At 60.9% G+C, this 21,453-nt stretch carries 19 protein-coding genes; 11 read left to right on the plus strand and 8 right to left on the minus strand.

Annotation, left to right across the window (positions count from 1 at the left end):
* Positions 1-6: 6 nt before the first annotated feature.
* On the minus strand, positions 7-630 hold the full coding sequence (thiE, locus tag AC1DIH_RS22840; RefSeq protein WP_477773381.1) for a thiamine phosphate synthase: 624 nt from the start codon (positions 628-630) through the stop codon (positions 7-9).
* An 18-nt stretch (positions 631-648) separates the two neighbouring features.
* Entirely contained in the window at positions 649-1,446 is a 798-nt protein-coding gene (locus AC1DIH_RS22845; RefSeq protein WP_019691830.1) for a hydroxymethylpyrimidine/phosphomethylpyrimidine kinase, read from the minus strand.
* Positions 1,447-1,770: 324 nt separating this feature from the next.
* Between AC1DIH_RS22845 and AC1DIH_RS22850 the strand changes: the two genes are divergently transcribed.
* From AC1DIH_RS22850 to AC1DIH_RS22865, 4 genes are all read left to right on the plus strand, one after another.
* Positions 1,771-4,158 (plus strand): 7TM diverse intracellular signaling domain-containing protein, encoded by a 2,388-nt coding sequence (locus AC1DIH_RS22850; RefSeq protein ID WP_477773382.1) that lies wholly within the window; start codon positions 1,771-1,773, stop codon positions 4,156-4,158.
* A 74-nt stretch (positions 4,159-4,232) separates the two neighbouring features.
* A complete protein-coding gene (locus AC1DIH_RS22855; protein ID WP_477773383.1) occupies positions 4,233-5,882 on the plus strand; it encodes an acyl-CoA dehydrogenase family protein in 1,650 nt (549 codons plus the stop codon).
* Between the two features lie 90 nt (positions 5,883-5,972).
* Positions 5,973-7,472, plus strand: a complete 1,500-nt coding sequence (gene amn, locus AC1DIH_RS22860; protein WP_477773384.1) for an AMP nucleosidase — start codon at positions 5,973-5,975, stop codon at positions 7,470-7,472.
* 70 nt (positions 7,473-7,542) lie between these two features.
* On the plus strand, positions 7,543-8,184 hold the full coding sequence (locus AC1DIH_RS22865) for a pseudouridine synthase (RefSeq protein WP_477773385.1): 642 nt from the start codon (positions 7,543-7,545) through the stop codon (positions 8,182-8,184).
* Here AC1DIH_RS22865 and AC1DIH_RS22870 read toward each other — a convergent pair.
* Positions 8,179-8,388, minus strand: a complete 210-nt coding sequence (locus AC1DIH_RS22870) for a DUF2788 domain-containing protein (RefSeq protein WP_003228500.1) — start codon at positions 8,386-8,388, stop codon at positions 8,179-8,181. The genes AC1DIH_RS22865 and AC1DIH_RS22870 overlap by 6 nt on opposite strands.
* Positions 8,389-8,604: 216 nt before the next feature.
* Positions 8,605-9,084: an Lrp/AsnC family transcriptional regulator gene (locus AC1DIH_RS22875; RefSeq protein WP_427528659.1), complete on the minus strand. Its 480-nt coding sequence runs from the start codon at positions 9,082-9,084 to the stop codon at positions 8,605-8,607.
* Positions 9,085-9,505: 421 nt separating this feature from the next.
* Here AC1DIH_RS22875 and AC1DIH_RS22880 point away from each other — a divergent pair, with 421 nt between their 5' ends.
* Entirely contained in the window at positions 9,506-10,648 is a 1,143-nt protein-coding gene (locus tag AC1DIH_RS22880) for a DUF6515 family protein (RefSeq protein WP_477773386.1), read from the plus strand.
* Here AC1DIH_RS22880 and AC1DIH_RS22885 read toward each other — a convergent pair.
* Positions 10,633-11,538, minus strand: coding sequence for a cation diffusion facilitator family transporter (locus tag AC1DIH_RS22885; RefSeq protein ID WP_477773387.1), 906 nt, complete (start codon positions 11,536-11,538; stop codon positions 10,633-10,635). The genes AC1DIH_RS22880 and AC1DIH_RS22885 overlap by 16 nt on opposite strands.
* Before the next feature lie 28 nt (positions 11,539-11,566).
* The gene (locus AC1DIH_RS22890; RefSeq protein ID WP_477773388.1) at positions 11,567-11,986 is read right to left on the minus strand and encodes a polyribonucleotide nucleotidyltransferase; all 420 of its coding nucleotides are present in this window, start codon (positions 11,984-11,986) and stop codon (positions 11,567-11,569) included.
* A gap of 109 nt (positions 11,987-12,095) precedes the next feature.
* Between AC1DIH_RS22890 and hrpB the strand changes: the two genes are divergently transcribed.
* Positions 12,096-14,630, plus strand: a complete 2,535-nt coding sequence (gene hrpB / locus AC1DIH_RS22895; RefSeq protein ID WP_477773389.1) for an ATP-dependent helicase HrpB — start codon at positions 12,096-12,098, stop codon at positions 14,628-14,630.
* A gap of 142 nt (positions 14,631-14,772) precedes the next feature.
* Here the strand turns inward: hrpB and AC1DIH_RS22900 are convergent, their stop codons facing one another.
* Complete coding sequence (locus AC1DIH_RS22900) at positions 14,773-15,852, minus strand: endonuclease/exonuclease/phosphatase family protein (protein WP_477773390.1); 1,080 nt, start codon at positions 15,850-15,852, stop codon at positions 14,773-14,775.
* 73 nt (positions 15,853-15,925) lie between these two features.
* Positions 15,926-16,600 (minus strand): YciC family protein, encoded by a 675-nt coding sequence (locus tag AC1DIH_RS22905; protein ID WP_477773391.1) that lies wholly within the window; start codon positions 16,598-16,600, stop codon positions 15,926-15,928.
* Between the two features lie 177 nt (positions 16,601-16,777).
* On the opposite strand from AC1DIH_RS22905, the gene AC1DIH_RS22910 reads away from it, so the two are divergent.
* The 5 genes from AC1DIH_RS22910 to AC1DIH_RS22930 all read left to right on the plus strand — a co-directional run bounded on the left by AC1DIH_RS22910 (position 16,778) and on the right by AC1DIH_RS22930 (position 21,417).
* Complete coding sequence (locus AC1DIH_RS22910; protein WP_477773392.1) at positions 16,778-17,563, plus strand: DUF2076 domain-containing protein; 786 nt, start codon at positions 16,778-16,780, stop codon at positions 17,561-17,563.
* 138 nt (positions 17,564-17,701) lie between these two features.
* A complete protein-coding gene (locus AC1DIH_RS22915) occupies positions 17,702-18,181 on the plus strand; it encodes a LabA-like NYN domain-containing protein (protein WP_019691557.1) in 480 nt (159 codons plus the stop codon).
* Between the two features lie 22 nt (positions 18,182-18,203).
* Entirely contained in the window at positions 18,204-18,815 is a 612-nt protein-coding gene (locus AC1DIH_RS22920; RefSeq protein ID WP_347928096.1) for a 3'-5' exonuclease, read from the plus strand.
* A gap of 288 nt (positions 18,816-19,103) precedes the next feature.
* Positions 19,104-20,030, plus strand: coding sequence for a drug/metabolite exporter YedA (yedA, locus tag AC1DIH_RS22925; RefSeq protein WP_477773393.1), 927 nt, complete (start codon positions 19,104-19,106; stop codon positions 20,028-20,030).
* A gap of 52 nt (positions 20,031-20,082) precedes the next feature.
* Entirely contained in the window at positions 20,083-21,417 is a 1,335-nt protein-coding gene (locus AC1DIH_RS22930; RefSeq protein WP_477773394.1) for a DEAD/DEAH box helicase, read from the plus strand.
* The last annotated feature ends 36 nt before the right edge of the window (positions 21,418-21,453 follow it).

Raw genomic sequence — 21,453 nt, forward strand, 5'->3', positions numbered from 1 at the left:
GAATACTTAAGCTTTGAACAAGTCGTTGAAGGCGCGAGCACGGCGCGTCACTTCTTGAGTGTTCTCGGCGCCAAACAGTCCATGCACCACGGCCAGCAGATCAACCCCGTGGGCCACCAGCGGGGCGGCGTTGTCGAGGGTGATGCCGCCGATCGCGCAGATCGGCAGGTGCAGTGTGCTGCGGGCCTGATCGAGCAGTTCGAGACTGCAGGTCGGCGCGCCGGGCTTGGTGTTGGAATTGAAGAAGCGGCCGAAGGCGACGTAACTGGCGCCTTCCTTTGCCGCTTGTTCGGCGAGTTCGAGTTGCGCGTGGCAGGTCGAACCGATGATTGCCTGTCGACCCAGCAGCGAGCGGGCCGGGGTGAGTGGCCCGTCGGTCTGTCCCAGGTGTACACCGACGCCCAGGCGCGCGGCCAGTTCGGCGTCGTCATTGATGATCAGCTGGGTCTTGTAGCGTCCGCACAGGTCATGCAGGGCCTCGGCCTCACGCAGTCGGCGGGCCTCGTCGCTGCTTTTGTCGCGGTACTGCAGCAAGGTGACGCCGCCGTCCAGCGCAGCCTCCACGTAAGGCAGGAACTTGCCGGCCAGCAGTTGGCTGTCGGTAATGGCGTACAGGCCACGTAGTTTCATCGTGCAGGCCTCATGGCGTTACGAACAAAAGTCCAGTGGCAGACGGCGTGGCACGAACTGGCCTTTGCCCAGCTGTTCGGCGTCTCGCAGGGTGCGCCACGTGTAATTGAGTGCCGACTGTACCGCGCTGGCCAGGTGTTCGCCCTGGGCCAGGCGTCCGGCCAGAGCGCTGGCCAAGGTGCAGCCCGAACCATGATAGCTGCCGGGCAGACGCTGGCAGGTGTAGGTGTGGCGGCTGCCGTCGCGGCTGTACAGGCGATTATGCACTTCGTGTTCGTCGCCATGACCGCCGGTGATCAGCAGGTGCTTGACGTAAGGCAGGAGTTTTTCTGCGCATTCATCGGCCGTGCCTTCGGGCAATTCGGCAAGGATGCGTGCTTCCGGGAGGTTAGGGGTGGCGATGATCGCCAGTGGCAGCAGGCGCTCGCGCATGGCGTAGCCGACTTCGTCCTTGCCCAGTCGTCCGCCACCGCCGGCGCGCAGCACCGGGTCACAGACCACCGGCAAATGCGGATGCGCCTGAAGCAGTTCGACCACGGTGTCGACCATTTCCAGTGAGCCGAGCATACCCAGCTTGACCGCCGCGACCGTCGAGTCGTTGAGCACGGCGTTGGCTTGTGCCAGCACCCACTCACGGTCGAGAACGCGGAAATCGCTGACGTTGACCGTGTCTTGCACAGTCAGCGCGGTAACTGCCGGGGCAGCATGACAACCCTGAGCGAGCAGGGCTTCGATATCTGCCTGCAAGCCGGCGCCACCACTTGGGTCGTGGCCGGAGAGACAGAGGACAACGGGGCGAGAGCTGTAGATATTCATGGTGCGCGAGCTTACCACCAAACATCTTTTTTCGGTGTGCCGACCGATAACCCATGACTCGGTCTTTGTAGCAGCAGCCTTCGGCAGCTGCTACGAGGAGTGGGGTATTGTCATAATCTGACCGACTCGATAATCCAGGTTCTGTTAGATGTTCTGAAAGGCCCGTTCTAGAGCCTTTAGACTAAATTTTCCAATGGTGTTCAATTGCCATCAATGGCTATGCTAGAGTGGATCCAAACCAATAACAGGTAATGCCGGTTTTACGTCTACTCAAAGGGAATGGGGGGCTTCCTGACACAACCGGACTGGCCACGCTGGGGCTTTATGCGCTATTTGCTGTTGTTGCTGTTGAGCTTGCCGATGTTGGCGGCCGCAGCCGATTTTGATGAGCTCACCCAAAGCCTCCCCTTGGGACGAGTCATGCAGGTGTACGAAGATGTCGCCGGCACTGCATCCATCGCCGATGTACGCGCGCAAGCGGCGGCCGGYAACTTCAAGACCCACGACAAAGACACGTTGAATGCCGGTTATTCGCATTCGGCGTTCTGGCTCAAAGTCGATCTGCACTACCGCCCGATCAACCCCGACGCTCAACGCCGATGGTTGCTGGAACTGGCTTATCCGCCGATGGACCATATCGACCTCTATCTGCCGGACAGCACCGGTGAATATCGATTGGTCAGTCGTACTGGCGATACCTTGCCGTTCGCCAGTCGCCAGGTTCGACAAAACAACTACCTGTTCAAACTGGACTTCGTCCCCGATCAGCGCGAAACGCTGTACTTGCGCCTGCAAAGCGAGGGTTCGATACAGGCGCCACTGACCCTTTGGTCGAGCACCGCCTATCTGGAAGACCAGCCCTTGCGCCTGTATGTACTTGGTCTGATTTACGGCGTACTGCTCGGGATGCTGGTCTACAACCTGTTCATCTTTTTGAGCGTGCGTGACACCAGCTACCTCTACTACATCTTCTATATCGCCTCGTTCGGTCTCTATCAGCTGTCGGTCAATGGCGCGGCAGTCGAGTATTTCTGGCCGAACAACCCGTGGTGGGCCAACGCCTCGACACCGTTTTTCATTGGCAGCGCCGCCCTGTTCGGCAGCCAGTTCGCCCGCAGCTTCCTGCAAACGGCCAGTTGCAGTCGCTGGCTCGATCGCCTGCTGTTGGTGTTGATCGCGTGCAGTGCAGTGGTGGTCGGGCTGTCGTTGATGACCAGCTACGCCCTGGCCCTGCGCCTGGCGACGGCGTTGGCGTTGATCTTCACCGTGGTGATTTTCTTCGCCGGGATTTTCGCCTGGTGGCGCGGCCTGCGGGTGGCGCGCTACTTCATCATTGCCTGGTCGGCGTTTCTGCTTGGCGGTGTCGTCAATACATTGATGGTGCTCGGCTATCTGCCCAACGTGTTCCTGACCATGTACGCCAGTCAGATCGGCTCGGCAATTGAAGTTGCGCTGCTGTCGCTGGCCCTGGCCGACCGGATCAATGCCATGCGCGAGCAGCAGGCGCAGACGCTGTTTGACGCCGGGCAGAAGCTCGAAGTGTTGAACCAGCAACTGGCTCGCAGTAACCAGCTCAAGGATGAATTTCTCGCGACGCTGACCCACGAACTGCGCACCCCGATGAACGGCGTGATCGGTTCACTGGAGTTGATGCAGACCGTCGACCTCGACCCGGAGCTCGAGCAGTATCAACAAACGGCTGCCGGTTCGGCGCGGGACATGATGCGCATGGTCAACGGCATTCTGACCCTGACTGAATTGCAGGCTGGCCGACTCAAGGTGTACCCCGAAGCGTTCAGCTTGCGCGCGATGGTCGAGACCTTGCAGCAGCAGTTCGCCGCCAATGCCGCGAGCAAAGCCTTGGACTTCAAGGTCGATCTGACCCCGGGGCTACCCGACCGTCTGCACGGTGACAGCGCCAAGCTGGCGCAAAGTCTGGGGTGCTTGCTGGATAACGCGATCAAGTTCACCCGGGTGGGTGGACTGGCCCTGCGGGTCAGCGGCAAGTTTGCCGAAGAGGGGCGTCTGGCGCTGTCTTTCGCCGTGATCGACACCGGCATCGGTTTCACCGATCTGGGTGAAGCCACGCTGTATCAGCGGTTCTTCCAGCTCGACGGCTCGATGACGCGCGAATACGGTGGGTTGGGTGTCGGCCTGGCGATATGTCGGCAATTGGTCGAGCTGCTTGGCGGGCGTTTGACCCATCGCTCCGAGCCCGGACGCGGTAGCCGCTTCCAGCTTGATGTCGAGTTCGATGTGGTGAATGTCGTGCAACCGGTCGTCGCCCAATCGCGCCAGGTTCACGTTAGCGTCCGTTTGCGCGCACCGCAGGATTGCACGGTGTTGCTGGTCGACGACAACAACATCAATCAGTTGGTGGTGCGTGGCATGTTGCTCAAGCTCGGCTATCGGGTTCGCAGCACCGACAGCGGTGAGGCGGCGCTGGAGTTTTTGCGTCGCGAGTCGTTCGATGCGGTGCTGATCGACTGCCCGTTGCCGCTGCTCGACGGACTGTCGATCGACAGCCTGATCCGCGCATTGCCCGGTTATGCCGAGTTGCCGGTGCTGGCGGCGGTGGTCTCGGTACAGGGGCTGGATCTTGAGCGCGGATTGACCGATTACCTCAGTAAACCGGTGAAATTCGAAGAGTTGCAAGCGACGCTCTATCGTCGGGTGCTTTGTCCGAAACAAGGTGAAAGCGCCGATATTTAGGCGGATATGCCACTTTGTTCGGTGGGGAGGCGGTGCTTAACTGAAGGTCTCAACTGACCCAAGGAGGCCCCGCCATGAACCTGCATCAGTTCGCCGAAACCCACGAAGTCACCAACCAGCCGCCATCGCTGGATGGGGCCAATCTCTACCGCATCGACCTGCCGTTGCAAGAGTGGGCGCGGCGTTTCGGGGCGGGTTGGGCTAACGCGCGCATCGACGCGTATGGCGCTTTGGCCGGTGGTCCGTTGATGGAAGCGGGGTTCCTGGCCAACCAGAACAAGCCGGTCTTCAGCAGCCATGATCGCTACGGCCACCGCATCGATCTGGTGGAGTTTCACCCGGCTTACCATGAGCTCATGCGCACGGCGGTCGAGCACGGCTTGACCTCCTTGCCCTGGACCGATCCGCAGTCCGGTGCCCACGTTGCCCGCGCGGCCATGAGTTACCTGCACAGCCAGGCCGAAGCCGGCAGTGGCTGTCCGCTGACCATGACCTTCGCCAGTGTCCCGGCATTGCGCCTGCAACCGGACATCGCCAAACAGTGGCTGCCGAAAATTCTCGCCACCGCCTATGACCCGCGCAATGTTGGCATGGCCCACAAGGCCGGCGTCACCATCGGCATGGCAATGACCGAGAAGCAGGGCGGCACCGACGTTCGGGCCAACACCACCAAGGCTTATCCGGTCGGTGCTGCGGGGCCGGGCCAGGCCTATGAGCTGGTGGGGCACAAATGGTTCTGCTCAGCGCCGATGTGCGATGCATTCCTGACCCTGGCGCAAACCGACAAGGGCCTGACCTGTTTCCTGCTGCCACGCCATCGCCCGGATGACACGCGCAACCAGTTCTATATCCAGCGGCTGAAAAACAAACTCGGTAATTGCTCCAATGCCTCCAGCGAAGTCGAGTTTCGTGGGGCGCTGGCGTGGATGATCGGCGAAGAAGGGCGCGGCGTGCCGACCATCATCGAGATGGTGGCCATGACCCGCTTCGATTGCATGGTCGGCTCCAGCGCCCTGATGCGTCAGGCATTGACCCAGGCCAGCCATCACTGCGCCCACCGGATGGTTGGCGGCAAATTGCTCAGTGAACAACCGTTGATGCAAAACGTGCTCGCCGACCTGGCGCTGGAAAGCGAAGCCGCGCTGGCGTTGAGCCTGCGCATGGGCCGGGCGCTGGATCACCTTGATGACACTCGGGAAGCCAAGTTCGCCCGACTGGTAACGGCAGTGGGCAAATACTGGATCTGCAAACGTGCGCCGGCCATGATCAACGAAGCCGCCGAATGCATGGGCGGTGCGGGTTACGTCGAAGACAGCATTCTGCCGCGCCTGTACCGTGAGGCGCCGGTGAACTCGACGTGGGAAGGTTCCGGCAACGTTCAATGCCTTGACGTATTGCGAGCGCTGTCGAAAGAGCCGGGTGTGCTCGATGCGCTGTTCAGCGAACTGGGCGATGGTCATGGCGACAAGCGTCTGGCCGCACACATCAGCCAGTTGCAGGCGGCGTTCAAGGACACCGATGACATTCAATACCGCGCCCGGCAGCTGACCGAAGACATCGCCCTGGGCCTGCAGGCCAAGCTGTTGCTCGAAGCAGGCAACGCCACCGTCAGCGATGCCTTCATCGCCAGCCGGTTGGGAACGGCCGGCCGGGTTTACGGCACCTTGCCGCGCGGCCTGGATGTGGAAGCGATTGTGGCGCGTTCGACACCGCAGGGTTTCTGATCACCATCGCTCCCACAGGGTATTTCAGTGCATCAGCAATGGTGTATAGCCAACACACAATGGTTTCCGTGAAGCGATGTTGCAGGCAAGATGAAGGTCTGCAAGTCAGAACACAGGAAGCTGATCGTGACCGAAGCCTTTATTGTCGTTCAAACCGCCGAACAAGCCGTCGATCGGCTTGCCGCTCTGCACGAGCGGGCCACCACGGCGTTGAGTCAGGCGCTCAAGCGTTATCTGAAGGACCGCATCGAACCCGACGCCGAGCAGCGTGCGATGTTTCGTTATCCGGAATTACGCCTGACCTACCTTTGTCAGGGCGAAGTCCCACAGACCACGCGGGCTTACGCCAAGGTCCAGTTGCCGGGGACCTACAGCGTCACCGTCACCCATCCGGCGGCTTTTCGTAAGTATTTGCTGGAGCAACTGGTGCCGCTGATGCATGACTTCACCGTGACGGTGGAAGTCGGCGTCAGTGAGCAGAACATTCCTTACCCGTACGTGGTCGAGCAGGGCGATGAACTGGCCGGCTCCGGTGTCACCGCTGCGGTGCTGGCGCGAGTGTTCCCGAGTACCGATTTGTCGGCCGCCACCGATGGCATTGCCGATGGTTTGTACGACTGGGAAAACACCGACCCGCTACCGCTTGCGTTGTTCGATGCAGCGCGGGTGGATTTCTCTCTGCGCCGTCTGGTGCACTACACCGGCAGCGACTGGCGCCATGTCCAGCCGTGGATCCTGTTGACCAACTACCACCGTTATGTCGACCAGTTCATCACCCACGGCCTGGAGCAACTGCGCACCGATCCGCGTTTTGTGCGCATGGTCTTGCCGGGCAACGTGATCATCGACAAGAGCATGGATCACGGCGAAGCGTCTTCCATTGCCGCTGGCGTGGTCTGGCACCGTTATCAAATGCCGGCCTATCACCTGCAAGCGTCTGATGGCCACGGCGTCACCCTGGTGAACATTGGTGTCGGCCCGTCCAACGCCAAGAACATCACCGACCACCTGGCCGTGTTGCGCCCGCATTGCTGGCTGATGATCGGTCACTGCGGCGGCCTGCGGCAGTCGCAGACCATCGGTGATTACGTGCTGGCCCACGCTTATATGCGTCGCGACGGGATTCTCGACCGGGTGGTGCCGCCGAACATTCCGATTCCGGCCCTGGCCGAAGTGCAGATGGCCTTGCAGCAAGCGGCAGCCAACGTCACTGGCGAAAAGGGCGATGACCTGAAAAAACGCCTGCGTACTGGCACCGTGCTGACCTACGACGACCGTAACTGGGAATTGCGCTGGGCTCAGGAGCGTCCGTTGATCAACCTGTCTCGCGCGGTTGCCGTGGATATGGAAAGCGGCACCATCGCTGCGCAAGGCTATCGTCTGCGCGTGCCGTACGGCACCTTGCTGTGTGTGTCGGACAAGCCGCTGCACAGCGAAATCAAGTTGCCGGGTTCGGCCAACGCCTTCTATGAGCGTGCGGTCAGCCAGCACTTGAAGATCGGTATCGCGGCGGTGGATCTGTTGCGCACCGAGCTCAACTCGTTGCACTCGCGCAAACTGCGCAGCTTCGACGAGCCGCCGTTCCGCTGATTGGATGGTGGTTATTTAACGGTCGGGCCACTAGCATGGTGAGCCCTGACCGTTAGATGTTGTTTTTGCCATGCCGCGTCCTCCTCGTCCCGCTTCCCGCCGCCCCGGCGTGAAACCTGCGCAATCCTCTTCAGCCACGCGACGTGTTGCCAAAGCGCCACCGGCCGAGCCGAAGCTGATTCTGTTCAACAAACCCTTCGATGTGCTGACGCAGTTCAGCGATGGTGAAGGGCGGGCGACGCTCAAGGACTACATCGAGATTCCCGGGATCTACCCGGCAGGACGGCTGGACCGTGACAGCGAAGGCTTGCTGCTGCTGACCAACGATGGCCAGCTTCAGGCGCGCATTGCTGATCCGAAACACAAGTTGGCCAAGACCTATTGGGTGCAAGTGGAAGGCGAGCCAAGCGCCGAGCAATTGCAACGCTTGCGCGAGGGCGTCGAGTTGAATGACGGCATGACCTTGCCGGCGCAGGCGCGGCAGCTGGAAGAACCTGCACTATGGCCGCGTAACCCGCCGGTGCGCTTTCGCAAAAGCGTGCCGACCAGTTGGCTGGAATTGGTGATTCGTGAAGGGCGCAACCGCCAGGTGCGGCGCATGACCGCTGCGGTTGGCTTGCCGACTCTGCGTCTGGTGCGGGTGCGAATCGGCGACTGGACGATCGAAGGCCTCGATCAGGGACAGTGGAAAGAAGTGCCGGCGCGCTTATAAAGCGCCGGATTCGATCAGGCCGATCACCACACTCTTGATGATGAACGCGGCCACGCCCAAGCCCAGCACGAAGAACAGGATGAACGAGCCGAAGCGTCCGGCCTTGGATTTTTTCGCCAGATCCCAGACGATGAAACCCATGAAAATGATCAGGATACTGACCAGACCGGTCATCATCCATTCTTCAAATACTGCAGGATCCATCGATTATCTCCAGCGCAAGCGGGGCAAAAAGGCTGGGCAAGTATACGCCAATGGATATTGGCGGCGCATTGACGTGCGTCGGTCTGCCGCAGTTGTTCATCGCCTGTGCTGGCCCCATCGCGAGCAGGCTCGCTCCCACATTGGATCTTCAGTGAACACATTATTTGTGAGCATCCGAGTTCAACTGTGGGAGCGAGCCTGCTCGCGATGGCGTACTTAGCTGCGCAGGTGAGTCAGTGGCAACTCGGTGCTGTTGAGCACCTGGTTCAGCACAAAACTTGAGCGCACGCTGGTCACGCCTTCAATGCGGGTCAGGTGGCCGAGCAGCAGTTTCTGGTAGTGGTCCATGTCCGGCACCACCACCTTGAGTTGATAGTCGGCGTCCATCCCGGTCACCAGGCTGCATTCGAGCACTTGTGGCAAGGTGCGGATGGCGGCTTCGAAGTTTTCGAAGCGCTCGGGCGTGTGCCGGTCCATGCCGATCAACACGTAGGCGGTCAGGCTCAAGCCAAGCTTCTTGCGGTCGAGCAGGGCCACCTGGCGGGTGATGTAGCCGTCGTCTTCAAGCTGCTTTACCCGCCGTGAACAAGGCGATGGCGACAGGCCGATGCGTTCGGCGAGCTCCTGATTGGAGATGCGCGCGTCGCGCTGCAATTCCGCCAAAATGCTCAAGTCGTATCGGTCGAGTTTGCTCATGAATCAGGCCTTTGTCTTAACTATTGCGGCAGATTATCTATCCAAGGTTAAAAATTGCGCAAGTCATGTTTATTTGAGCAATCTTCGCAATCCTCTGTCGCCGCCCCAAGCCTATTCTTATCACCAGAATCACTGCCCGGACAAACAGTCCACAGCGACCCGCCGAATCAGGCCAGTCGCGGCCACCACTCCCACAGGAGCTGAGTTGGCCCCCGGGCTACACACTGTCCAGAAGACGGAGTGAGGTGAGCCGACGTCAAAAGCGTCGAGCACGGACGAAGTTCTCAAAGGGAGGCCGACGGGTCTCCCTTTTTTATTGTGTGTAAATCAAGAAATAAGTCTGGCGACTGATAACCTGTTGCAGAACCGGCCTGTGCTTTTTCAGTCTTATGTATAGGTCACCACCGCAGTGAGGAATAGCATGAAGTCGCGCATCTGGCGTATGGCAGGTGTTGGTGTGTTGTGTGCAAGTGTCAGCGCGCCATTGCTGGCAGAAGGTCAGGGTGGGGAGGATCTCCTTCGTAGACAGCAACAACAGCAACAACAACACAATAATGGTGGTGGCCAGCACGAGCATGGCGGTGAAGGTCATCAGGGAGGTAATCAACCGCGTCCCGAAAACAACCCGCCTCGCGTGGAAAACATCCAGCAGCACCCGCAAAACAATCAACCTCGCGTCGAGCCCAACCAGCCACGTCCCCAATTCAATCAACCACGTCCGCAGCCTGAAATCATTCGCGGCAACAACAGCCGCCAGTTCGAACACAACGATCAGAATCAGGGAGGCGACTGGCAGAACCGTCAGCGACACGAGCCCAATGGCCAGGTTCAAGTTCGCCCAGCTCCAGCGCCGGCGAACAACCTGCCGATCCAGGGCCGTCCGGACACTGTTCGCCAGACCCAGGAGCCACAGCGCGGCTACTATCAGGACGTTCCACGGCGCAACGATTACAACCAGCGTTGGCAGGCCGGTGGTCGCGATGAGCATCGGGATGAGCGTCGCTGGCCAGGACGTCCGGAAGGACATGGCAATGGCTGGGGTGATGGCCCGCGGTATCGGCCAGGTCAAATAATCGACCGCTTCCCGGACCGCCACGACCGTGTGCCGTACCGTGGGCAGGATTATTTCTACTCCGGTGGCTATTGGTATCGCCCGCAAGGGCCGCGCTATGTGGTGGTTCATCCGCCTCGCGGGATCCGTGTGAGGTATCTGCCCGATTACGCTCAGGAGGTGTGGATCGGTGGCGCGTTGATGTTTCTGGCGGCAGGTGCGTACTACGCCTACGAGGAAAGCACTCAGGACTACGTTGTGGTTGAGCCGCCGGTAGGCAACCCGCAACCACAACCCGTCAGCAATGGTTATGACGTGGTGGCATACCCGATCAATGGGCAGCCGCCCGAGCAGGTCACTCAGGACGGTTACGATTGTTATCGTTGGGCGGTTCAGCAGAGCGGGTTTGACCCACGGACCGTGACCTATCAGCCGGCGCCACAGGTGGTACAGACTTACCGCCAGGCCGAGGGCAATTGCCTTGTCGCTCGCGGTTATCAGGTCACTTTCTGATTCTGGACGGCTGTCACCACTTCCTGCGGGTCGGCGTGCACCAGCACTTCGGCTCGCGGGTAAACGGCGTGAATGGCGTCCGCCGCTTGATCACTGATGCCGTGCGCGACTGACAGCGTCAGCTCCCCCGGCAACTCCAGGTGCAATTGCACGAACCAGTGACTGCCGGAGATCCGCGTGCGCAAGTCGTGTGCGCCGAGTACACCGGGTACGCTGCACGCCAGTTCGAGCATGTGCTGGCTGACGTCCGGTGGCAGTTCTTCATCCATCAGCACGGCAAAGCTTTCCCGGGCGATTTGTATCGCACTCCACAAAATGTAGACGGCGATCCCTAGGCCGAACCAGGCGTCGACTTGATGCCAGCCAAAACCGGCCAGTACCAACGCGACCAGGATGCTGCCGTTGAGCATCATGTCGGAACGGTAATGCAGCGAGTCGGCGCGCACCGCGCTGGAGCCGGTTTCGCGGATCACCCGGTGTTGCAGCATCAGCAGCGCCAGGGTCAGGACCAGGGAAAAGATGATCACGCCGATGCTGATCCACGGCGCGCCTACCGGTTCCGGGTGTTGCAGGCGCTCGAATGCCTGATACGCGATCAGTACCGCACTGCCGCCGATGAACAGTGCCTGAGCCATGCCCGACAAGGATTCCGCCTTGCCGTGCCCGTAGCGGTGATCGTCATCGGCCGGGCGCAACGCGTAATGCACCGCCAACAGATTGAGCAGCGACGTCACGCCGTCGAGTGCCGAGTCCGTCAGCCCGGCGAGCATGCTCACCGATCCGCTCAGCCACCAGGCAATGGCCTTGGCGACAATGAGTGTGCTCGCCACCGCCACGGAGGCGCGGGTGGCGAGGCGTAACAGGCGAGCGTGTTCCGGGCTGCTGGTCATAGGTGGAGCGTTTCCTCGGTGTTGTGCATCAAGCAGCGGGTTGCAGGCCGAGCAAGGCCAGTTGCTGAGCGCTGCCCTTGTGCTGGATCAGGCGCGGATCATCCAGCGGGAAGCTGCGGCCCAGTTCGCTTTCGAGAATGGCCTGCAACTTGTGGTTATCGACCTTGCCGTCGGCATCGATGGCCTGGCGGAGTTTCTCCGGCGCCACTTGCGCGGTCTTGCCGGGTTCGAAGTAAATCGCGCCGGTGGTGAAGTCTATGGCAAACGCGACGAGCCCGGGGATGATATAGAACAGCAGGCCCACGGCATCGAGCGCGGCAATCGCCGGGTCGATCTTGCCGTCGATCTGGCCACGGCGATCCGGGTAGAAAATCGAACCGCACGCGGTCACTTGAGTCAGCAGGGTTGCAACCAGTACACCGCCAATCAGGCGAAATGGAGTACGCATGGTAAATCTCCTGAGCAAACTTGAAACGAAACGTCGTCGGTATGAATTAGGACCGTGATTAACGCCAGGCAGTTCGCCGTTATACTCGCCGATCTGTTTTGGAGCCAGCATGAACTCTTTGCCAATTGATGAAGTTTTACCCGCGCTGCGTGACGCCTTGGCGACACGCCACGAAGCCGTGCTCGAAGCACCGCCCGGCGCCGGTAAAACCACCCGCGTGCCATTGGCGCTGTTGACCGAGCCATGGCTGGCCGGGCAAACCATCCTCATGCTTGAACCGCGTCGGCTGGCCGCGCGGGCGGCGGCGGAACGGCTGGCCAGCGAGCTCGGCGAGAAAGTCGGCGAAACAGTCGGATACCGGATTCGGCTGGACAGCAAGGTTGGGCCGAAAACGCGCATCGAAGTGGTCACCGAAGGCATCCTCACACGCCGCTTGCAGGAGGACCCGGCGCTGGACGGTGTGGGCCTGCTGATTTTCGACGAATACCACGAGCGTAGCCTTGATGCCGACCTCGCGCTGGCCCTGAGCCTGAATGGCCGCGAGTTGTTTCGGGATGAGCAGCCGCTAAAGATCCTGCTGATGTCGGCAACCCTTGAAGGCGAGCGTCTCGCCGGGCTGCTGAATGACGCACCGATCCTGCGCAGTGAGGGTCGCATGTACCCGGTGACGATGCGCTGGGGGCGGCCGTTTCAGCCAGGTGAATTCATTGAACCGCGAGTGGTGCAGACCATTCTCGACGCGCTGAACGATGAAGCGGGCAGCCTGTTGGTGTTCCTTCCCGGGCAAGCGGAAATCCGTCGTGTGCACCAGCAGTTGGCGGATGCCTTGGGCGAGCGTTCCGAGGTGTTGCTCTGCCCGTTGCATGGCGAGCTCGATCTGGCGGCGCAGCGTGCAGCCATCGACCCGGCACCGCCCGGCCAGCGCAAAGTGGTGCTGGCTACCAACATCGCCGAAACCAGCCTGACCATCAACGGCGTGCGGGTCGTCATCGACGCCGGGTTGGCACGAGTGCCGCGTTTCGACCCCGGCAGCGGCATGACCCGCCTCGACACCCAGCGCATCTCTCGCGCCAGCGCCACCCAGCGTGCCGGCCGCGCAGGACGGTTGGAACCGGGTGTGTGTTATCGGCTCTGGTCGCAGGATCAACACGAACAACTGGCGGCCTACGCCAGCCCGGAAATTCTCTCGGCCGACCTTGCCGGGCTGGCCTTGCAGCTCGGTCGTTGGGGCGTGACGCCTGGGCAACTGGTCTGGCTCGATGGGCCGCCAGCGGCGGCTTATGCACAGGCGCAGGACTTGCTCGAACGCTTGGGCGCGTTGCAGGGTTCGTCTGCTGAAGACTGGAAACTCACTCGCCACGGGCAGGCCATGGCCGAACTGCCGGCCCATCCACGCATCGCGCATTTGTTACTGCGTGGGCAAGCGTTGGGGCTGGCGGACATGGCTTGCGACGTCGCTGCATTGCTCGGTGAACGGGACATTTTGCGCGGTGCCGGTGCGGACTTGCACAGTCGACTGGTGTTGTTGTCCGGCGAAGAGCGAGCGGCGCGTGGCGCTCAGGGTGGTGTGCAGCGGGCGCGGCAATTGGCCCGGCAATATCGCGGTTACCTGCGTGGCAAAGCCGAGTCGCCGGTCAGCGATCCGGAGCATCCGCGCTGGCTCGGCGCCTTGCTGGCGCTGGCCTATCCGGACCGCGTCGCCCAACAGCGCCGCGCCGGTGGTGCGGAGTATCGGCTGGCCAACGGTCGGGCGGCGTTGTTCGCCGAGGCTGACAGCCTGATGAAACAACCCTGGCTGGTGATCGCCGACCTGGGCAGCCGTCAGGGGCAGCGCGAAGAACGGATTTATCTGGCGGCGGATTTTGATCCGGCGCTGTTCGATTCGGTATTGGCGGAGCAGGTGCGCTGCGTCGATCAGCTCGATTGGGACGAACGCGAAGGCGTGCTGCGGGCCGAGCGTCAGCGCAAGGTCGGCGAGTTGGTGCTCAGTCGCGAGCCGCTGACCGGTCTTGATGAAACCGCGCGCAGCCAGGCATTGGTCAATCTGGTGCGCCGCAAAGGCCTGGAGTTGTTGCCGTGGACGCCGGAGTTGCGTCAGTGGCAGGCACGAGTGGCATTGCTGCGTCAGCTGGACTTGAGCAAGCAGGGCGAAAGTGAGTGGCCGGACGTCAGTGATGCGGCGTTGCTGGTCAGCCTCGAACACTGGTTGATGCCTTACCTGGGACGGGTTTCGCGGCTCAGCCATTTTGCCAGCCTGGACCTGTCGAGCTTTGTGCATAACCTGCTGCCGTGGCCATTGCCGCAACGCCTCGATGAGCAGGCGCCGCACCATCTGAGCGTGCCCTCCGGTTCATCGATTCGTCTGGATTACAGCGAGCAGCCACCGATTCTCGCGGTGCGTTTGCAGGAACTGTTCGGCCTGGCCGAAACCCCACGCATCGCCGGTGGCCGGCAGGTGGTCAAGCTGCATTTGCTATCACCGGCGCGGCGCCCGGTGCAGGTCACCCAGGATCTGGCGAACTTCTGGCGCAGCACCTATGCCGAGGTGAAGAAGGACCTCAAGGGTCGTTATCCGAAACATTACTGGCCGGATGACCCGCTGGTGGCCGAGGCCACGGCGCGGGCCAAGCCGCGTAAGCCTTAAGGCCTAACCACATCTCTCAAAATGTTGGAGAACCCTTTGTGGGAGCGAGCCTGCTCGCGATAGCGGCATACCGTTCAACATCACTGTTGACTGACCCACCGCTATCGCGAGCAATCTCCCACACTCGATCTTCGTGAGTGGGCTACGGAGCGGGTGGGAGTAGAAACCGTGCAATCACCGGCAGGTGATCGGAGATGCGCAGCGTATCGTCCTGCCGCACTTGCGCTTCGATACGTTTGATCCGCGGGCTGTAGAACAGGTAGTCGACGGTGCGGTCCGGGCCGTTGAGGTCGGGGTCGTTAGGGTAATGGGTCAGCCACTGGTCCCGATCGACACCGCTGGCCTCGTTGTTGGTCGGGATCATCGGGTACTTGTCCCACAACACATGCAGGGCGCTGTCGGCGGAGTAGGGCGTGCGTTGCCTGGGCGCGAGGCGTTGATACTGGCCCAGCGGCAACAGGTTGAAGTCGCCACCGATCAGCCACGGCGTGCCGCGACTTTCATACGTGTCGAGTACCTTGGCAACCGCCGTCACCTTCGCTTGCCGGGTCTCATCAGGCTGCACCGCCCGATCGAGGTGGGTATTGAGCACCGCCATTTGCCCGCCATCGCGCAGTGGAAGGTAACTCACCAACAGGGCGTTTTTCGGCTGGAACTGACGGCTGATGAAATTGATCGGCGCTTCAGGCAACTGCAGGCGTTCGGCGTGTTCGATCTGGTAGCGGCTCAAGGTCGCCAATTGCCGGCCAACGCTGCCGAAAATGTGTGGATCGGGAATGAAGTCGGCCTTCCAGTCGAAGGCGTGCGTGCTGCAAGGGTAGAGGTCGGCCAGGCGTTCCTGGAGCAACTTGAGCTGGTTCTGATAGCCGCTGGCCTTGGCGTCGTCATCCAGTTCCTGCAACAGGACCACGTCCGGTTGTTCGTCGCGGATTACCCGTGCCACTTCATCAAGGCTGAAAGCCATGTCTTCTGGGGTCGGGCTTTCGTCAGGGCCTTGGGCCAGGTCATTCCAGAACACATAGCGTTTTCCCGCCAGGTACTGGACGTTCCAGGTCATCACTTTCAACGCCTGCCCCGGCACCAGCACAGGCGCGCTGGTGCTGCAACTGACGGGGAGCGTTTCCTTGGCGTCGGGGCGCCAGGTCAGGCTGTAGAGAAAGGAAAACAGCAGGCTGACGAGAATCAGCAGGCCCAGCAGGGTGTAGCGCAGTAGACGGGTCATGGCTCGGCTTATGGCGTTACAAAGTTGGGCCCGAGCATAACCGAGGTGAGTCCTGACCCCAAGGGTAGAGCTGTCAGGCGCTTCCTTCGGTTTTGTCGGGGGCCTCGCTGATCAGCATGAACAGGCGAAACAGCACCACGCTGGTGAACAGTTGCAGAAAGCTGTGGACGCTTTCGATGATCAGCGACAGTGCCGGGTTCTGCGGCTCCGGGTAGATGGCCATGCTCGCGCCTTTGAGTATCCACAACGGGCCCATCACGCAGAGAATGCACAGCAGGATGCGCAGGAAATTACCACGGGCCAGGCGCATGCTTTCGCGGATGGCCTCCAGCGGTTGCATGTTGCGCAGCACCAGCAGGTATTCGGCAAAGGCGAGCATCACCATCAGCCAGATGCCTGGCAGGAAATACAGCGACAAGCCCACCAGAATCAGCAAGGTGTTGACCGCTGTCAGCAGCGCAAAGCGTGGCCACAGGCTGATCGACGCCGACAGCAGGGCCAGGGTGCGCGGCGATTCGCCACGGCTGCGGGCATCGAGAAACAGGATCAGCGCGGCGGTGTACAGCGGATACACCAGCAACCCGACAATCACGCTATAGCCGGGAAAGGCGTCTGGCCCCTGGGAGTGGTCGACCAGTTGCTGGAGCAAGGCTTCAAGCACGACCAACGGCAGACACAGTGGCACGATACGGCCCAGGTTGCGCTGGAAGAAATACAGGGAGTCGCGGAGTACGTCTAACGGATTCATCGGTCGCTTTCGCTGATTACAAAGTATGTCGACACTGTAACCGATGCGACCGGTAGTCGAGCAAACGTAAACGTTCGGTAAAGGCCATTGAAACAATCAGCAACAGCCCCATAACTAGGGGGCACCTTATCCATAAGGGAAAAGGGCAACGATTTTCCGGCAATCTATGAGGTCGCCATGAACAGCGAAGAACAAACCCTGATCGATGGACTGTTTTCACGGCTGCAACAGGCCGAAACGGATTCATCCCCGCGCGATGCCTTGGCCGAAGCGCGGATCAAGGAACATTTGGGTCGCCAGCCTGCGGCGGGCTATTTCATGACTCAGGCGATTCTGGTGCAAGAGGCGGCGATCAAGAGCCTCGACGAGCAAAACAAACAGCTCACCCAGCAAGTTCAGCAACTGCAAGCTGAACTGCAACAAGCCAGGACCCAGGCCGCGGCACCCGCCCCGAGCAACAGCGGCGGTGGTTTCCTGTCGAGCATCTTCGGCGGCTCCCGTGATTCACAGCCTGCACCGGCCCAGAGCGCTCCAGCCTCGAGCGGCGGCTGGCGTGAACCGGCGCGGCCTTCTGCGCCACCGCCACAAAACTATGGCGCGCCACAGCAGGGCTTTGGTGCCCCACAGCAAAACTTTGGTGCACCACAACAGAACTACGCGGCACCTCAGCAACAGGCGCCGGCAGCTGGCAGCAGCTTTCTCGGTGGCGCCTTGAAAACCGCAGCCGGCGTGGCCGGTGGTGTGATGCTGGCGCAGGGCATCAGCAGCCTGTTCCACAGCAACCAGCAGCAGCCGCAGGAAATCGTTGAAGTCATCAAGGAAGAGCCGGCTCAAGTGAATGACAGCGAGCGCCTGGCCAACAACGATTCCTGGAGCAACAACGATCAGGGCGGGTTTGCGGACGCCGACGACAGCGACGACAGCTCATTCTTCGGTGGTGATGACGACGATTCCTTCGTCTGATACGCCGTTCGTCCGGGGCCTTGTTGCGCCCCGGACTGATTATTCGCGGAAAAATCCTTCTGGCTGGCATACTGGGCGACTTTTCGGACCTTGGGTCTGATCAATCGCCTGCGCTTGTGTGCGCCATGAGGATTTGCGGTGAAGAAGATCGCAGTGTTCGCCGATGTCCAAAACCTCTATTACACCGTGCGCCAGGCCTACGGTTGTCATTTCAACTACGCCGCCCTCTGGGCTGACGTCAGTCAGCGCGGGCAGATCGTCGAGGCCTATGCCTACGCCATCGATCGCGGCGACAGCAAGCAGCAGCAATTCCAGCAGATCCTGCGCAACCTCGGTTTCATCGTGAAACTCAAGCCCTACATCCAGCGCAGCGACGGCTCGGCCAAGGGCGACTGGGACGTGGGCATCACCCTCGACATCATGGACGCCGCCGATCACGTCGACGAAGTGGTGCTGGCCTCGGGGGACGGTGATTTCGACATGTTGCTGGAGCGGATCATCGCCAAGCACGGTGTCGAAGCGGTGGCCTATGGCGTGCCGGGGCTCACCGCCAACTCGCTGATTCGCGCGGCCAGCCGTTACGTGCCGATCGAAGGCGCGTTGCTGCTTAAAAACTGATTATTGAACCCAAGGAACAGGTTTGGAACGCATAGCCGTCATCGACTTTGAAACCACCGGAATCTCTCCGAGCAGCAGCTGCCGGGCCACGGAAATTGCCGTGGTGATTCTTGAGCAGGGGCGCATTGTCGACCGTTACCAAAGCCTGATGAACGCCGGTGTGCGCATCCCGGCCTTCATCGAGCAACTGACCGGTATCAGCAACGCCATGCTGCGCACCGCACCCTCGGCCGAGCAGGTGATGAATGAGGTCAACGAGTTCGTCGGTATCACGCCGCTGCTGGCCCACAACGCCGCTTTCGACCAGAAGTTCTGGGACTTTGAACTGGGGCGGATCAAACGCACACGTTTGCAGAACTTCGCTTGCTCGCTGTTACTCGCCCGGCGCCTGATGCCGGCCGCACCGAACCACAAACTCGGCACCCTGACCACTTTTGCCCAATTGCCCCACACCGGTCAGGCTCACCGGGCAATGGCCGATGCCGAAATGGCTGCCAACCTCACCGCGCATCTGGCGCAGGAGCTGCGGCAGAAACACGGCTTGCGCGAGTTGTCCCATGATCTGCTGTGCAGCTTGCAGAAAGTGCCAGCGGCGAAGATCAATGAACACCTCAAGCGCCATCGCGGGTTCTGACTGCATCACCACTCCAGGGAGCGAGCCTGCTCGCGATAGCGATCTGTCAGTCACTTGTGTGGTGAGAGTGCCGGCGTCATCGTCGGATCGCCGCCCGGAGCAAGCTCGCTCCCACAGGGGGCACTACTTCATGCTCACCTCCAACTCGGCGTAGCATGCGCGTCGGTTTATAGCCGTGATCTCCGTGCGTTGAAAAGTGTACTGGCCTTATAAACAGGTTTTGTAACTTAAGTTCCGTCTGTCGGCTTTCTAAAATAACGCTCTCCTTGTCCTGCCTTCGAGCGTCCCATGCCAGGCCTACGCCGTTTCCCGTTACCGTTGATGGGTGCCTTTTTTGCGCTGTACGTGATCTGGGGATCGACCTACCTGGTGATTCGCATCGGCGTGCAGTACTGGCCGCCGCTGATGCTGGGCGGCATTCGTTTTATTGTTGGCGGGACGCTGATGTATGCCTTTCTGCGCTGGCGCGGTGTGCCAGCACCGACCTGGCCGCAGTGGAAGGCGGCGGGGCTGATCGGGATTTTGTTGCTCAGCTTTGGCAATGGCGCGGTCACCATGGCCGAGCACACGGGCGTGGCCTCTGGCGTTGCGGCATTGGCGGTGGCGACGGTGCCGTTGTTTACCTTGCTCTGCGGATATTTCTGGGGCTCGCGTAATACCCGTCTGGAATGGGCGGGGATTGTGCTGGGGCTGATCGGTATCGCCATGCTCAATCTGGGCTCCAATCTGCAATCGAGCCCGTTGGGGGCTGTGCTGCTGATTGGTGCGGCGGCCGCCTGGGCGTTTGGTTCGGTGTGGAGCAAACATTTGCCAATGCCTCAGGGCGCAATGTCCAGTGCGGCGCAAATGCTGGTCGGCGGCGTGGTGCTGTTGATCGGCAGCGCGCTGACGGGCGAACACCTGGAAAGCCTGCCGCCGCTCGAGGGTTGGGTCGCGATGCTGTACCTGGTGGTGTTCGGCTCGATCGTCGCCTTCAACGCCTATATGTACCTGCTGAAAAACGTCCGCCCGGCGGCGGCCACCAGTTATGCCTACGTCAACCCGGCAGTGGCGGTGTTGCTGGGGATCGTTTTTGCCGGAGAAAGCATCGGTATCGAAGAGGCTGTGGCGATGGCAGTGATCATCAGTGCCGTGCTGCTGATCAGTCTGCCGCAGTGGCGACGTGCTCCTGAGCGGCCTGCGGTCCTGGTGCCGACAGAATCCCGTGTGAATTAGGGTAAACTGCGCGCCATTGCACACTCGCGCTGATTTTTCCTACGGTATTCCCATGACTTTCGCCACTCTTGGCCTGATCGAACCCTTGCTGCGCGCCCTTGAGACGCTCGGCTACCAGACCCCGACCCCGGTGCAGACGCAAGCCATTCCGGCGGTGCTGGCGGGTCGCGACCTGATGGCTGCGGCCCAGACCGGCACCGGCAAGACCGCCGGTTTCGCCGTACCGCTGTTGCAATTGCTGGCCATGGAAGGGCCGAAAGTCACCAGTAACTCGGTACGTGCGCTGATCCTGGTGCCAACCCGCGAACTGGCCGAGCAGGTTCATGAAAGCGTGCGCCAGTATGCCGAGAACCTGCCGCTGAGCACCTACGCGGTGTACGGCGGCGTCAGCATCAACCCGCAAATGATGAAGCTGCGCAAAGGTGTCGACCTGCTGGTGGCCACGCCCGGTCGCCTGCTGGATCTGTTCCGCCAGAACGCGCTGAAGTTCAACCAGTTGCAAACCCTGGTGCTGGACGAAGCCGACCGCATGCTGGATCTGGGTTTCTCCGAAGAACTGGCGAGCATTTACAAGGCGCTGCCGAAAAAACGTCAGACGCTGCTGTTCTCCGCGACCTTCTCCGATGCGATTCGTGAGTTGGCCGGGAAAATGCTCAATGATCCGCTGAGCATCGAAGTCAGCCCGCGTAACGTTGCCGCCAATACGGTCAAGCAGTGGGTGGTCACGGTCGACAAGAAGCGCAAGGCCGAGCTGTTCATTCACTTGCTGCGCAAGAATCGCTGGAAGCAGGTGCTGGTGTTTGCCAAGACCCGCAACGGCGTAGACGCGTTGGTGGAAAAACTCCAGGGCCTGAGCGTGAATGCCGACGGTATTCACGGCGACAAACCACAAGCCACGCGCCAGCGCGCGCTGGACCGTTTCAAGGCCAGTGAAGTGCAGATTTTGGTGGCCACCGACGTCGCAGCCCGTGGTCTGGACATCGAAGATTTGCCGCTGGTGGTGAACTTCGACCTGCCGATCGTTGCCGAGGACTACATCCACCGTATCGGTCGCACCGGCCGTGCAGGCGCGACGGGTGAAGCGATTTCGCTGGTGTGTGCCGATGAAGTGAATCAGCTGTCGGCCATCGAGATGCTGACGCGTCAGACCTTGACCCGTCATATGGAGCAGGACTTCGAGCCTGAGCACCGTGTGCCGGACACTGACGCCAGCGGCCAGGTGGTCAAGAAACCGAAAAAGCCGAAGAAGCCCAAAGTCTCCGGTGGCGGCAAACGCAACCTCGGCAAGTGGGTGGAAAGCGGTGATGCTTCGGCGCCGGAGCCTTCGGTCAAGCCTGTGCGAAAAGTACCGGTGTTCAATACCGGGCCGCGCAAGCGTAAGCCTTAAGCCCCCGACAATGATCGTTCCCACGCGTGGGAACGA

The organism is Pseudomonas sp. 05N36 (assembly GCF_056397385.1).